At 75.0% G+C, this 13673-nt stretch carries 11 protein-coding genes; 5 read left to right on the top strand and 6 right to left on the bottom strand.

Annotation, left to right across the window (positions count from 1 at the left end):
- The first annotated feature begins 141 nt into the window (after nucleotides 1-141).
- The gene (locus tag LPA42_RS21355) at nucleotides 142-1227 is read left to right on the top strand and encodes an SRPBCC family protein (protein ID WP_077937864.1); all 1086 of its coding nucleotides are present in this window, start codon (nucleotides 142-144) and stop codon (nucleotides 1225-1227) included.
- A 16-nt stretch (nucleotides 1228-1243) separates the two neighbouring features.
- On the opposite strand, the gene LPA42_RS21350 is transcribed toward LPA42_RS21355, so the two are convergent.
- A complete protein-coding gene (locus tag LPA42_RS21350) occupies nucleotides 1244-3673 on the bottom strand; it encodes a glycogen debranching N-terminal domain-containing protein (RefSeq protein ID WP_077937863.1) in 2430 nt (809 codons plus the stop codon).
- Between the two features lie 156 nt (nucleotides 3674-3829).
- On the opposite strand from LPA42_RS21350, the gene LPA42_RS21345 reads away from it, so the two are divergent.
- On the top strand, nucleotides 3830-4612 hold the full coding sequence (locus LPA42_RS21345) for an alpha/beta fold hydrolase (RefSeq protein WP_077937862.1): 783 nt from the start codon (nucleotides 3830-3832) through the stop codon (nucleotides 4610-4612).
- A gap of 33 nt (nucleotides 4613-4645) precedes the next feature.
- On the opposite strand, the gene rpsD is transcribed toward LPA42_RS21345, so the two are convergent.
- The gene (gene rpsD, locus LPA42_RS21340; RefSeq protein WP_077937871.1) at nucleotides 4646-5254 is read right to left on the bottom strand and encodes a 30S ribosomal protein S4; all 609 of its coding nucleotides are present in this window, start codon (nucleotides 5252-5254) and stop codon (nucleotides 4646-4648) included.
- Between the two features lie 46 nt (nucleotides 5255-5300).
- On the opposite strand from rpsD, the gene LPA42_RS21335 reads away from it, so the two are divergent.
- From LPA42_RS21335 to LPA42_RS21325, 3 genes are read left to right on the top strand one after another with little or no spacing between them, the layout of a single operon-like run.
- Entirely contained in the window at nucleotides 5301-6035 is a 735-nt protein-coding gene (locus tag LPA42_RS21335; RefSeq protein ID WP_077937861.1) for a DUF2470 domain-containing protein, read from the top strand.
- A 48-nt stretch (nucleotides 6036-6083) separates the two neighbouring features.
- Nucleotides 6084-6464, top strand: coding sequence for a YccF domain-containing protein (locus tag LPA42_RS21330; RefSeq protein ID WP_043963476.1), 381 nt, complete (start codon nucleotides 6084-6086; stop codon nucleotides 6462-6464).
- Nucleotides 6465-6502: 38 nt separating this feature from the next.
- Nucleotides 6503-7147, top strand: coding sequence for a hypothetical protein (locus tag LPA42_RS21325; RefSeq protein ID WP_144082652.1), 645 nt, complete (start codon nucleotides 6503-6505; stop codon nucleotides 7145-7147).
- Between the two features lie 22 nt (nucleotides 7148-7169).
- Here LPA42_RS21325 and LPA42_RS21320 read toward each other — a convergent pair whose 3' ends face one another.
- The 4 genes from LPA42_RS21320 to kdpB all read right to left on the bottom strand — a co-directional run bounded on the left by LPA42_RS21320 (nucleotide 7170) and on the right by kdpB (nucleotide 13658).
- Entirely contained in the window at nucleotides 7170-7856 is a 687-nt protein-coding gene (locus tag LPA42_RS21320; protein ID WP_077937858.1) for a response regulator, read from the bottom strand.
- The gene (locus LPA42_RS21315; RefSeq protein WP_077937857.1) at nucleotides 7853-10486 is read right to left on the bottom strand and encodes a DUF4118 domain-containing protein; all 2634 of its coding nucleotides are present in this window, start codon (nucleotides 10484-10486) and stop codon (nucleotides 7853-7855) included. Before LPA42_RS21315 ends, LPA42_RS21320 begins: the two co-directional genes overlap by 4 nt.
- Before the next feature lie 92 nt (nucleotides 10487-10578).
- Complete coding sequence (locus tag LPA42_RS21310; RefSeq protein ID WP_077937856.1) at nucleotides 10579-11460, bottom strand: potassium-transporting ATPase subunit C; 882 nt, start codon at nucleotides 11458-11460, stop codon at nucleotides 10579-10581.
- Nucleotides 11460-13658: a potassium-transporting ATPase subunit KdpB gene (gene kdpB / locus LPA42_RS21305; RefSeq protein ID WP_077937855.1), complete on the bottom strand. Its 2199-nt coding sequence runs from the start codon at nucleotides 13656-13658 to the stop codon at nucleotides 11460-11462. Before kdpB ends, LPA42_RS21310 begins: the two co-directional genes overlap by 1 nt.
- Nucleotides 13659-13673 lie beyond the last annotated feature (15 nt).

The raw sequence follows: 13673 nt of genomic DNA, 5'->3' as shown, positions 1-13673 counted from the left end.
CGCAGAGAGCGCTCTCTCTAGCGAAGTCTGTCGATGCGGATCCTCTCCGTCAAGACTGTTGCCAGTTCCGTAGGGTCACCGGGGAACCCCGGGGCGTCGCCCCGGCGGACCGGCGACCGCCGGGACCCGTAGAGTCTCGCCGTGATCGAGATCGGCGCCCGGATCGACCTGCCCCATCCCACCGGCCGGGTCTGGCGCGCGTTGACGGACCCGACGCTGCTGGCCCGCTGGTACACCGAGGTCGAGCCCGCCGCCGGCCGGCCGGGCCGGCTGCTGCTCTACACGGCGGGGCTGCCCGGCTTCGACGCCGCCGTCGACGCGCAGGTGACCGAGCGGCGGGAGCCGGACGCCATCGCCCTGCGCTGCCAGGAGGCCGGCCGGCGTACGCTGCTGAGCTGCGCCGTCACCCCCACCGCCGAGGGTTGCCGGCTGACGGTCCACGAAACCCTCGAACACGGTTCCTGGCCCGTTGAGCAACGCGTGCGCCGCGAGCAGTTCTACCAGCAGGCGCTCACCGGCCGGCTGCCCGCCATCCTCGACTGGCTGGCCTTCCAGCAGGTCGACCTGCTCCGCGACCAGGGCCCGCCGACGGCCGAGATGCCGATCGTCGAGACGCCCGGCGACGCGGCCCCGCCGCGACGTCGCCGCCGCACCGCGCTGGTCGCGGCGCTCGGCGGCGGCGTGCTGGTCACCGGGCTGGCGACGTGGGTGCTGCTGCCGTCGGACCCGGACCGCGCCGCCGCCCCGGAGCCGGCGACCGTCCCGCCCGTCGCGACCACCGCCGCCACCAGCGGTCCGCCCCGGGCCACGCCGACCGCGCGGCCCACCCCCGGCGCGAGCCGGAGCAGCGCCCGCCCGAGCCGCTCCGCCTCGCCCACGCCGTCGCGGACGGCCACCCCGTCCCCGGCGCCGCAGGCGCCCCTCGCCGCCCGGTACGAGACCGTGGCGACCCGGATCTTCGGCTACACCGGCGAGGTGGTGGTCGACAACGCGGCCGGCGCGGCGGCCCGCGACTGGACGGTGGTGCTCAGCCTGCCCTCGGGCAGCACGATCGGCGACGTCGAGGGCGGCGAATGGCAGCAGGACGGCCGGTCCGTCACGATCACCGGGCCGGCCGTGCCGGCCGGCGGATCGCAGACCGTCCGGTTCGACGTCCGCGACGCCGACCCGTTCGTCAAGGCGCCCGAGGCGTGCGCGGTGGCCGACACCCCGTGCGCCGGCCTGTGAGGGCCGCCGGGTCGGGTCAGCGGAAGGGCCGGCCCCGGCCCAGCGCGTCGGCGTACCCCCAGCGGCCCCGGATGTCGAGCAGCTCGATCTGGCCCATCTCCTCCGGCACCCCGGCGTCGATCGCCAGGTGGTCGTCGTGCGGTTCGAGGCCCAGCAGGGCGCGCAGCAGCAGCAGCGGCGCCCCGGCGGAGGGGGCGTACGGGCTGTCGGTGAAGTGGTGCGGCACGGGGACGCGGGTGACGGCCCGGTCGTAGCCGGCGAAGTACGGGGGCAGCGCGCCCTGGAAGTGCTGTCCCGCCTCCAGCAGCGCCAGCGCGATCCGGGCGGCCTCCTGCCGGAAGCCGTAGCGGCGCAGCCCCCAGACGATGAGGGAGTTGTCCGCCGGCCAGATCGCGCCGGTGTGGTGACCCAGCGGGTTGAACTGCTCCTCGGTGCTGGCCAGGGTCCGCACCCCCCAGCCGGAGAACAGCGCCGGCCCGAGCAGGTGGCCCACCAGGCGCTCGGCGCGTTCGGGCACGACGATCCCGCTCCACAGCAGGTGCCCGACGTTGGACGCCAGCGCGTCGACCCGCTGGCCGTCGGCCTGCAACGCCAGCGCGTAGCAGCCCCGCTCGGGCAGCCAGAAGTCCCGGTCGAACCGCTCCCGCAACGCGGCGGCGTCCCGTTCGAGCCGGTCGGCGTAGACCGGGTCGTTCCAGAACAGCCGGGCCATCCGGGCCGCCCGCAGCCGGGCGTCGTAGGCGTACCCCTGGATCTCGCAGATCGCCTGCGGAAAGGTGGCGAGCCGGCCGTCGCGGAAGCAGACGGCCTGCACCGAGTTGCGCCAGCTCTCGTTGACCGGCCCGGCCCGACGCTGCCGGCGGGTGGACCAGACGTAGCCGTCACCGGCCACGTCGGCGTAGTCGTCGAGCCAGGCGATGGCGGCGCGGACCTCGAACTCGTAGCGGCGGACCAGCTCGGCGTCGCCGGTCCAGCGTTCGTACTCGTCGAGCAGGATGACGAACAGCGGGGTGGTGTCGGCGGCGGAGAAGTCGGCCGCGTCGGGGGTGTCGGCGAAGGCGGCCGACTCGCCGTACCGGCTCTCCTGGACGATCCGGCCCGGCTGCTCGCCGCGGAACGGGTCGATCCGGGCACCCTGGCTCAGCGCCAGGATCCGCAGCGTGCTGACGGCCCGGTGCGGGAGGAACGGCAGCACCTGGAGGCTGCTGACCAGGCTCTCCCGGCCGAGCAGGGTCATCGACCAGGGCAGCCCGGTGGCGGGCAGCCGGTCGCGGTAGTTGAGGCCCTGGTAGTACAGGGCGGCGAGGTCGAGCACGCTGCGCCGGTACGCCTCGGCCAACGGCCCGTGGTCGGCGCGCAGCTCGGGCACCCCGGCGACGATGTCGTCGATCTCCCGGCCGGCCTCGGCGCGGGACCGGTGGGTGGAGCTGCGCAGCCGTTCCCGCAGGTCGCGCCGGCGCAGGTCCCGCACGAGGGTCAGCACGCGCAGCCGGACCGTCCAGGTGTCGTGCGGGTCGACGGAGACGGTGAAGGTGAATCCGCGCTCGTCGACGTGGGCGGGCGCGCTGGCGCAGACGACCGTCTCGCGGTGCAGGGTGTGTCTGCGGTAGTGCAGCCGCAGCGAGCTGTCGTCGACCGTGGTGGTCACCTCGCGCTCCCGCCGCAGGCCGTCGCGGATGTCCTGCACCTCCGCGAAGTCCGCCCCGACGTCCAGGCGGACGGTGTACCGCACCGGCTCCGCCCCGTAGTTGAACAGGGTGACCTCCTCCTCGAAGGACTCCCCCACCGAGCGGTGCCGCAGGACCGACGTGGTGGCGTTGACGTAGTGCGTGGGCTGGCCGGGCACCAGGGCGAACTTCGACTCGAAGGAGCGCACGTCGTCGATCGACAGTTCGGTGAGTTGTTCGCCGTCGAGGCTCAGCCGCCAGGTCGACAGGAAGCGGGTGTCGAAGAAGAAGAGGCCGAGCGGGGTGACCGGTTCGGCCGCGACGTCGCCGTTGCGCGAGCTGATCATGAACATGTTGCCGTAGAAGATGCTGGTCGTGTCGTGCGACCCGACGCCGTCGTGCTCGACGCCGGGCCGGACGTCGGCGATCGGCTCGGCGGCGCCGCTGTCGGCGTGGATCGGCAGCAGCCGGCGGAACACCAGGAACAACGGCAGGTCGCCCTCGACGGACACCACGCCGCGAAAGAGCATCGCCACGCTGTGGTCGGCGCCGGCGACCAGCCGTTCGAACGTCTCGGGCCGCATCTCCACCAGGCAGTCCGGGTCGTGGCCGCGGCGGTCCACCCGCGCCCGCCCGCCGTCGAGGGTGACGAACCAGGTGCTGGCCGGCCCGTCGTCGGTGACGAAGCGGAAGGCGACGAGCCCGGCGGGCGTGGTGGGCAGTCGACCCCGGGAGGCCTCCGGGAGGCCGGCGAAAAACCGGTCGATCTCCGCGCTCACGGGGTGCTCCTGTCGCCACGCACCCGCACACCCCTTTCGCTATAGCCGACGAAACGGATGTAATGGCACGAAGGCCACAGTACGCTATGGCGGCCCGCGACGGCCGCGCTTCAGTGGAACGAGAACCCTCCACCCACCCACCGCCCGGGAGGGCCGATGACAGACCGACACACCGCCGCCGGGATGCGCTACTGGACGTACGGGCGCGGCCGGCGCGACACGTTCCTGCTGGTGCACGGCTGGTGCTGCGACCACCGGTTCATGGAGCCGATCGCCCGACACCTGGCCGGCCGACCCGCCCGCGTGATCGCGGTCGACATGCCGGGGCACGGGGAGAGCCCGCCACCACCCGAGGGCTACGGCGTGGAGCAGCTCGCCGCCCGGCTCCGGGCCCTGGTCGCCGAGCTCGACCTGCGGCGGGTCGTCGTGATCGGGCACAGTCTGGGCGGGGTCTGGTCGCTCGCCGCCGCCGGCGACCGGGAGCGCTTCGCCGGCCTGGTCATGCTCGACTCCGCGGTGGCCGGGCCGCCGGGCGCCGCCGCCGCGATCGAGGAGGTCGCCCGGTCGCTGCGCGACGACACCTCCGGCGCGGCCCGGGAGGCGATCGTCCGGTCGTACTTCCTGCCGCAGTCCGATCCCCGGCTGGTGGAGTGGGTGGTCTCGGCCATGGCGCGCCCCTCCACCGAGGTCGCGTACGCGCCGATCGCCGCCCTGGCCGCGTACGTCGGCTCCGGCGGCGACGAGGCGGCCCTGACCCGGTGGGACCGCCCGCTGCTTTTGGTCGGCAGCAACGCGCCGTTCGCCGACTACGCCCGGCTCGCCCGGCTGGCCCCGCAGGCGAACATCGGCCAGGCCGCCGGCTCGGGCCACTTCGTGCAGCTCGAGGTGCCGGACCAGGTCAACGCGATGATCGACCGGCACCTCGAGCTCACCGGCTGAGCACCCGCTGACGGGGCGGGCCGGCCCGCCCCGTCAGCGGGAGTAGTACTCGACGACGAGCTGCTCCTCGCAGATCACCGGCACCTCGGCCCGCCGGGGCAGCCGGGTGAGCCGGGCGGCGAGACCCGCCAGGTCGACGTCGAGGTACGGCGCGGGCCGGCGCGGGGCGTGTGCTCCCGCGGCGGCGAGCAGGAACGGCGCCTTGCCCCGGCTGCGCGCGGCCACCGCGATCTCGTCGCCGGGGCGCAGCCGCGCCGACGGGCGGTCCACCCGCCGGCCGTTGACGGTCAGGTGCTGGTGGGTGACGAGCTGCCGCGCCTGGTAGATGGTGCGGGCGAACCCCGCGCGCAGCACGAGGGCGTCGAGCCGGGTCTCCAGGTCGACCACGAGTTCCTCGCCGGTCTTGCCCGGCCGGCGCGCCGCCCGGTCGAACGCGCGCCGCAGTTGCCCCTCCCGCAGGTCGTACTGCGCCTTGAGGCGCTGCTTCTCCACCAGCCGGACCTTGTAGTCGCTGTCCTTGGTCCGGGCCCGACCGTGGTCTCCGGGCGGGAACGGGCGGCGCTCGACGTACCGCACGCACTTGGGGGTCAGGGCGATGCCGAGTCGACGCGACCGCTTGGCCTTGGGGCGGGACTGATTCATCATCTGCCTCTCAGGTAAGGTAAGGCTAACCTAATAGGAGGTGCAGATGTCGGGCAACATCCCCCCGGCCGCCGTCGCGGTGGCCGCCGGCACACCGGCCGAGCGGCTGCGTACCCTGCTCGTGGCCGCCGACTCGGTGACGCTGCTGACCCCGACGCACCGGGCCGAGCTCACCGGCCGGCACCGCGTCGGCCCCGACGGGCGGCTCCGCGTCGAGGTGCCGGCCGACTCCGGCGCGGCCCACGAGCTGGCCCGGGAGGGGGACCTGCCCGCCGTCGTCCACGTGGTGGACCTCGCCCCGATCCCGATGCCGGACCGGGTGCGCGGCCGGGCGGCCCTCACCGGCTGGCTGACCGTCGAGGGACTGCGCGGCCGACGGCCCGACCTCGTCGCGGTGCTGCACCTCGCCACGGCCGGGATCACCGACACCGGCGGCACCGCCCCGGTCGACCCGGACGCGTTCGCCACGGCCCGGCCCGACCCGATCGCCCCCGCCGAGACGGAGCTGCTGCGCCGCCTCGACGCCGACGCCCGCACCGTGGAGCAGCTCACCGGGCTGCTCCCCGCGCGGCTGCGGCAGGCCGACGCCCGGATCCACCTGCTGCGGCTGGACCGCGCCGGCATCGTCCTGCGGGTGCAGTCCCCCGCCGGGTCCGCCGCGCGTCCGCACGACGTACGGCTGCCCTTCGCCCGGCCGATGCGCGACCCGGACCAGCTCGGCGCGCGCATCGACGCGCTGCTCGGCCGGCCCCCGCGCCGCGTGTCCCGCGCCGGGCGCTGAGGGCCCGCGCCCGACCGGCCGGTGGCGGGCGTCGGTCATGCTCGAAGGGTGATTCGCTTTCTGCTGAACGTGTTGTGGCTCGTCTTCGGTGGCGGGATCGTGCTGGCCGTCGGATACGGGATCGCGGCGCTGATCTGCTTCGTGCTGGTCGTCACGATCCCGTTCGGCGTCGCGTCGCTGCGCCTGGCCAGCTACTCCCTGTGGCCGTTCGGCCGGACGGTGGTGCCCAAGCCGGGCGCGGGCGTCGGCTCCGGGCTGGCCAACGTGCTGTGGGTGGTGCTCGCCGGCTGGTGGCTGGCCCTGTCCCACATCGTCGCCGGCGTCGCCCTCTGCGTCACGATCATCGGCATCCCGTTCGGGATCGCCAACTTCAAGCTCGTCCCCGCCGCGTTCTGGCCCCTGGGGCGGGAGGTCGTCGACGCGCCGTAGCCCGCCGGCTGTCGGTGCCGGCCGGTACGTTCCCCGGCATGGCCAACCTCTCGTACCTCTTCGTCACCGACCACGACGGCATCTGCCCCGCCTGGGCGGGGGCCCCGGGCGTCGCGGAGCAGGTCCTCGCCGAGGACGTGGCGGCCGTGCCGCTGCTGTGGCTGGCCATGTTCCGGCCGGGTGACCTGGTGACGGCCACGTTCCCGTCCGACGACGAGGACGAGGGCGACGTGGCGGTCACCGCCCCGATCGCGCCCCGCCGGCGGGCCCTCGACCAGCTCGACGCCGCGCTGCCGGCCCTGGCCCGGATCTTCGCCGCGGAGGGGCCGCTGCACGAGCACGCCGCGCTGCTGCGTGCGGGCGTGGCGGCCATGCCGGGCCGGTTCGTCACCGTCGATCCTTACGAGATCGCCGTGCTGGTCGACGAGCGGGAGTTCTACGACACCCTGCGCGCCGGGCTGGCCGCCCTGGACCAGCCCGGCGATCCCGCCGCCGCCCGGCGGCACCTGACCGACCTGGCGCAGCTGCGCGCCGGCCGACCGTTCCCGCCGGCCCGGCTGGTGCTGGACCAGCTCCCCGCCGCCGAGGACGACTGGTGGAACCATGGCCGCCTGCTCGGGGCAGGCGTGCGGGGTCCGGCGCCGTGGGAACGCGAGGCCGCCGAGCCGGCGGTTCGGGGATGACCTGCGGCGTCGGGGCCCCGGGTCAGGGGCGGTAGCGGTAGCCCATGCCCGGCTCGGTGATCAGGTGCCGGGGCCGGGCCGGGTCGTCCTCCAGCTTGCGCCGCAGTTGGGCCATGTACTGGCGCAGATAGTTGGTCTCGTTCTGGTATTCCGGGCCCCACACGTCGTGCAGCAGCTGCCGCTGGCTGACCAGCTTGCCGGGATGGCGCAGCAGCTTGTCGAGCACGGCCCACTGGGTGGGGGTGAGCCGCACCGGCGCGCCGTCGTCGCGGGTGACGGTGCGGTCGACCAGGTCGACCGTGTGCCGCCCCACCCGGGGGGCCGGGGTCGCGCCGTCCGCCGACGGCGCGGCGAGACGGCGGGTGACGGCGCGGATGCGGGCGAGCAGTTCGTCGACGCCGAAGGGTTTGGTGACGTAGTCGTCGGCACCCGCGTCGAGGGCGGCGACCTTGTCCTCGCTGCCGGCCCGGCCCGACAGCACGATGATCGGCACGCTCGTCCACCCGCGCAGGCCCCGGATCACTTCCACGCCGTCGAGGTCGGGCAGCCCGAGGTCCAGCACCACCAGATCCGGCGGGTAAGCGGCGGCGGCCTTCAACGCGGCCGTGCCGGTCTCGGCGACCCGCACCTCGTAGCCGCGGGCGCGCAGGTTGATCCGCAGGGCGCGCAGGATCTGGGGTTCGTCGTCGACGACGAGGATGCGGCTCATTCCTGCGGCCCCTCCGGCTCCCGCTGCGCTTGCGGCCCGTGCCGCTCCCCCGCCTCCGGCGGCCCGTGCGGCTCCTCCGCCTCCGGCGGACCGGGGCGGCCCGGCGGACCGGCGGCGGGCAGGCGCAGCACCATGGTCAGCCCTCCGCCGGGGGTGGTCTCGGGGGTGATGGTGCCACCCATGGCCTCGACGAGGCCGCGGGACAGGGCGAGGCCGAGGCCCACCCCGGTCTGGTTGTCCCGGTCGCCGAGGCGCTGGAACGGCAGGAAGACGTGCTCCCACTGGTCGGCCGGGATGCCGGGGCCGGTGTCGACCACCCGCAGCTCGACCTGGCCGGCGTGGGCGCTGGCGGCGACGGTGGGCGGCCGGCCCGGCGGGCTGTGCCGCAGGGCGTTGGCGACGACGTTGACCAGCACGCGTTCCAGCAGCCCGGGATCGGCCAACGCGGCAGGCAGGTCCGCGGGGAGGTCGGTGCCGACGTCGGCGGCGGCCGGGCCGAGCTCGTCCAGTGCCCGGGGCACCACGTCCTCCAGCCCGACCGCGGTGGCGGTGACGCCGAGCGCGCCGGCCTGCAACCGGCTCATGTCCAGCAGGTTCGCCACCAGGCGACCCAGCCGGTCGAGAGACTCGTCGGCGGTGGCGAGCAGCTCCTCGCGGTCGTCGGCGTCGAACTCGACGTCGGGGCTGCGCAGGCTGCTCACCGCCGCCTTCGCCGACGCCAGGGGCGTACGCAGGTCGTGGCTGACCGCGGCAAGCAGCGCGGTGCGCATCCGGTCGGCCTCCGCGAGGGGCCCGGCGGCGGCCGCCGCGACGGCGAGGCGTTCCTGCCGCAGCGCGACGGCGGCCTGGGCGGCGAACGCCTCGACGACGCGCCGGTCGGCGGCCTCCAGCCGCCGGCCGGACAGCACGACGGTGAGCGTGTCGTCGACGGGCACGGCCATCTCCCCGGCGTCGGGGCTGCCGGCCGGGGCGTCCCCGACGCTGGCCACCACCCGCCAGGCGGCCCGGTCGCGGGCCCGGTCGGGGCGGCCCCGCGCCTCGGCGACCAGCTCCAGCACGCTGACCGCGCGCAGCGCGAACGTCTCGCGCAGCCGGTCCAGCAGGGCCGGCAGCGGACGCTCGCCGCGCAGCACGCCGCCGGCCACGGTGGCGAGGGTCTGCGCGTCGGCGGAGGCCCGGGCGGCCTCCCGGGTGCGCCGGGCGGCAACGTCGACGACCCAGCTCACGGCGACGGCGACGCCGACGAAGACGCCCAGCGCCAACAGGTTGTCGGCCTCGGCGATGGTCAGCGTGCGGTACGGCGGGGTGAAGAACCAGTTGAGCAGCAGCGATCCGCCGAGGGCAGCGACCAGCGCCGGCCAGAGGCCGCCGACCAGGGCCACCCCCACGACGCCGGCGAGGAACAGCAGGATGTCGTTGGTGAGGGTGAGATCCGGCAGGGTGCGCAGCGCCAGGGTGAGCGCCGGCATGCCGAGCGCCGCGAGGGCGAAGCCGAGCAGCCTGCGCCGCCGCGACAGGGCGGCCGGCGTGGTGGCGGCCCGCCGACCCCGCCCGGCCTCGGGGTGGGTGACCAGGTGCACGTCGATCGGCCCGGACAGGGCGGTGGTCGTGACGCCGACCCCCCGGGAGAACAGCTGGGCGAAGCGGCCCCGCCGGCTCGCGCCGAGCACGAGCTGGGTGGCGTTGACGCCCCGGGCGAAGTCGAGCAGCGCGGCCGGGACATCCGCGCCGAGCACCTGATGGTAGGTGCCGCCGAGGCCCTCGACGAGGACCCGCTGGCGGGCCAGCCGGGCGGGGTCGGCGCCGGCCAGGCCGTCGCTGCGGGCGACGTGCACGGCCAGCAGGTCCGCGCCCCGGCCCCGGGCGGCGATCCGGGCGGCGCGGCGGATCAGCGTGTCCCCCTCCGGCCCGCCGGTCAGCGCGACGACGACGCGTTCGCGGGCCTCCCAGGTGTCGGAGATGCCCTGCTGGGCGCGGTAGGCACCGAGCTGGTCGTCGACGGTGTCGGCGAGCCAGAGCAGGGCCAGCTCGCGCAGGGCGGTCAGGTTGCCGACCCGGAAGTAGTTGCCGAGGGCGGCGTCGATCCGGTCGGGACCGTAGACGTTGCCGTGGGCCATCCGACGGCGCAGCGCCTCCGGGGTCATGTCGACGAGTTCGACCTGCTCGGCGGCGCGGACCACGGCGTCGGGGACGGTCTCGCGCTGGGTGGTGCCGGTGATCCGGGCGACGACGTCGTTGAGCGACTCGAGGTGCTGGACGTTGACGGTGGTCAGCACGGTGATGCCGGCGTCGAGCAGTTCCCGCACGTCCTGCCAGCGCTTGTCGTGGCGGGAGCCGGGCACGTTCGTGTGGGCCAGCTCGTCGACGACGACGACCTCGGGGCGGCGGGCCAGCACGCCGTCGAGGTCCAGCTCGGTGAACTCCACGCCCCGGTGGGTGAGCACGCGCCGGGGCACCAGTTCGAGGTCGCCGACCATGGCGGCGGTGTGCGGGCGGCCGTGGGTCTCGACCAGCCCGATCACCACGTCGGTGCCGCGCGCGGCCCGCCGTCGGGCCTCTTCGAGCATCGCGTACGTCTTGCCGACGCCGGGCGCGGCCCCGAGGTAGACGCGCAGCTCTCCGGTGGGCACGGCGCTCCTCCTTCCGTGGGTCGACGTGGGTCGGGGCGAATCGTCGGCGGGCCGGCCGGGGCGGGTCGTCAGTGGTCCGCCCCGGCGAGGGTTCAACGAGCGGGCAGCCGCCGGTCGAGGGCGAGGTTCAGCTCCAGCACGTTAACGCCGGGCTCGCCCAGGAAGCCCAGCACCCGGCCGGTGGTGTGCTCGGCCACCAGCCGCCGCACCGCCGCCGGGTCCGCGCCGCGCTCGCGGGCCACCCGGGCGACCTGCAGTTCGGCGTACGCGGGGCTGATGTGCGGGTCGAGGCCGCTGCCGCCGGCGGTGACCGCGTCGGCGGGCACAGCCGGGTCGGCCGGGGCGTCGCCGCGCACGGGGACGATCACCGCCCCGGCCGCGACGTAGTCCTCGCCGGGCCGCGCCAGCTCCACCGCGACGCCCTGCCAGGCCGCCACGAACGGGGTGGCGGGTGCGGTCTGGTTGACGCTGACGACCCGGGTGACCGGGCCGGTGAACCCGTCGCGGTGGAACACGCCGAGGACCGCGCCGACCCCGTCGGCGGTGCAGTACGGCCGCCGCCCGTCCACCCCGTTCAGCGCGCCGACGGCCCGGCTGCGGGCGCAGACCCGGGTGAGCAGGCTCGGCGTCGATTCGGCGGGGTCGGCGGCGAGGGTGTCGACGACGCTCTCCGGGCCGAGGTTGCTCGCCGCCGTGGCGGTGGGATCGTAGCCGTCGCCGGCCGCCGAGGGGCGGGACTGGAAGTAGCGCGGAACGGGGTCGCCGTCGGCGTCGGTGAACGCCTGGCCGATGAGCGCGCTGCCGACGGTGCGGCCGTCGGCGGTGACGGGCGAGCCGTCGGCGCGGGCGTCGAGGCCGGGCAGCCGGCCGGCGGCGACCAGGGCGAGCGGGTACGCGAGGCCGAGCAGGGCGGTGAAGACGAGCAGGGCGCGCAGGGCGGCCAGGTGTTGGGCGAGCCAGGTGGGTGGACGCATCACGAGATCCCCGGGACGAGCTGGACGAGCAGGTCGATGAGCTTGATGCCGACGAACGGCACGACGATGCCGCCGAGGCCGTAGACCAGCAGGTTGCGGCGCAGCAGCGTCGCCGCCGCCGCCGGCCGGTACCGCACGCCGCGCAGGGCCAGTGGGATGAGCGCGACGATGACGATCGCGTTGAAGACGACGGCCGAGAGGATCGCGGACTCCGGGCTGGCCAGCCGCATGACGTTCAGCGTGTCCAGGCCCGGGTGGATGCCGGCGAACATGGCCGGGATGATCGCGAAGTACTTCGCGATGTCGTTGGCGATGGAGAAGGTGGTCAGGGCGCCCCGGGTGATGAGGAGTTGCTTGCCGATCTCGACGATCTCGATGAGCTTGGTCGGGTCGGAGTCGAGGTCGACCATGTTGCCGGCCTCCTTCGCCGCCGACGTGCCGGTGTTCATGGCCACCCCGACGTCGGCCTGGGCGAGGGCGGGTGCGTCGTTGGTGCCGTCGCCGGTCATCGCGACCAGCCGGCCGCCCTCCTGCTCCCGCCTGATCAGGTGAAGCTTGTCCTCCGGCGTGGCCTCGGCGAGGAAGTCGTCGACGCCGGCCTCGTCGGCGATCGCCTTCGCGGTGCGCGGGTTGTCGCCCGTGATCATGACGGTGCGGATGCCCATCCGGCGCATCTCGTCGAAGCGTTCCCGCAGGCCCGACTTGACCACGTCCTTGAGGTGGATCACGCCGAGCGCCCGCGCCGGTTCGCCCTGGACGTGCTCGGCCACCACGAGCGGGGTGCCGCCGAGCCCGCTGATCTCGTCGACCACCTGGCCGACCTGCTCGGTGGGGTGGCCGCCGTGCTCACGGACCCACTTCAGCACGGCTGTCGCCGCGCCCTTGCGGACCCGCCGGGCGGGGTCGGTGGCGTCGCCGGCCGGGGTGAGGTCGACGCCGCTCATCCGGGCCTGGGCGGTGAACGGCACGAACGCGGCGTGCGGCACGAGGCCCGGTTCCCGCTCCCGCAGCCCGAACCCGTTCCTGGCGAGGACGACCACGGACCGGCCCTCGGGGGTTTCGTCGGCGAGGCTGGACAGTTGGGCCGCGCCGGCCAGCTCGGCGGCGGTGACCCCGTCGACGGGCAGGAACTCGGCCGCCTGCCGGTTGCCGAGGGTGATGGTGCCGGTCTTGTCCAGCAGCAGGGTGTTCACGTCACCGGCGGCCTCGACGGCCCGGCCGCTCATGGCCAGCACGTTGCGCTGCACCAGGCGGTCCATGCCGGCGATGCCGATCGCCGAGAGCAGCGCGCCGATGGTGGTGGGGATGAGGCAGACCAGCAGCGCCACCAGGACCACGCCGCTGACGCCGGCGTCGGTGATCGCGCCGGTGTCCGGTGCCGCGCCCTGGTAGCCCTTCGAGAAGACGGCGAGGGGCTGGAGTGTGACCACGGCCAGCAGGAAGATGACGGTGAGCGCGGCGAGCAGGATGTTGAGGGCGATCTCGTTCGGCGTCTTCTGCCGGTTCGCGCCCTCGACCAGGGCGATCATCCGGTCGATGAAACTTTCCCCCGGCCGCTGGGTGATCCGCACGACGATCCGGTCGGAGAGCACCCTGGTGCCACCGGTGACGGCGCTGCGGTCGCCACCGGACTCCCGGATGACGGGGGCGGACTCGCCGGTGATGGCCGACTCGTCGACGCTGGCGATGCCCTCGACGACGTCGCCGTCGCCGGGGATGATCCCGCCGGCGCAGATGAGCACGACGTCGCCCTGCCGCAGCTCTGGCGCGGGCACGGCCTCGTCCCGGTACGTGTTGGCCGGCGCGCCCGGGGTCCAGCCGACCAGCCGGGTGGCGATGGTCTCCTGCTTGGCCCGGCGCAGGGTGGCGGCCTGTGCCTTACCGCGCCCCTCGGCGACCGCCTCGGCGAGGTTGGCGAAGACGACGGTGAGCCAGAGCCAGCCGGTGATGGCCCAGGCGAAGACCGAGGGGTCGGTCGCGGCGAGAACGGTGGTGAAGGCCGCGCCGATCGCCACGATCAGCATCACCGGGTTGTGCCACAGGGTGCGCGGGCCGAGCTTGCGCAGCGCGTCCGGCAGGGCGGCCAGGAGCTGCCCCGGGTCGAGCAGGCCGCCGCCGGCCGGGTTGCCCCGGGTGGCGGGCGTGCCGGCTGTCCCCGCGTCGGCGGTGCCGTGCGGTGCCGGCGTGGACGTTGTCATGTCCTTCTCTCTCAT

This window comes from Micromonospora sp. DH13, from assembly GCF_020873825.1.
Classification (GTDB): Bacteria; Actinomycetota; Actinomycetes; order Mycobacteriales; family Micromonosporaceae; genus Micromonospora; species Micromonospora haikouensis.
This window is presented reverse-complemented; position numbering and strand designations above follow the sequence as displayed.

Excerpts from the sequence above, each read along its gene's own strand:
- kdpB (WP_077937855.1), bottom strand. The coding sequence starts at position 13,658 with ATGACAACGTCCACGCCGGCACCGCACGGCACCGCCGACGCGGGGACA.
- LPA42_RS21345 (WP_077937862.1), top strand. The coding sequence starts at position 3,830 with ATGACAGACCGACACACCGCCGCCGGGATGCGCTACTGGACGTACGGG.
- LPA42_RS21335 (WP_077937861.1), top strand. The coding sequence starts at position 5,301 with ATGTCGGGCAACATCCCCCCGGCCGCCGTCGCGGTGGCCGCCGGCACA.
- LPA42_RS21310 (WP_077937856.1), bottom strand. The coding sequence starts at position 11,460 with ATGCGTCCACCCACCTGGCTCGCCCAACACCTGGCCGCCCTGCGCGCC.
- LPA42_RS21325 (WP_144082652.1), top strand. The coding sequence starts at position 6,503 with ATGGCCAACCTCTCGTACCTCTTCGTCACCGACCACGACGGCATCTGC.
- rpsD (WP_077937871.1), bottom strand. The coding sequence starts at position 5,254 with ATGAATCAGTCCCGCCCCAAGGCCAAGCGGTCGCGTCGACTCGGCATC.
- LPA42_RS21320 (WP_077937858.1), bottom strand. The coding sequence starts at position 7,856 with ATGAGCCGCATCCTCGTCGTCGACGACGAACCCCAGATCCTGCGCGCC.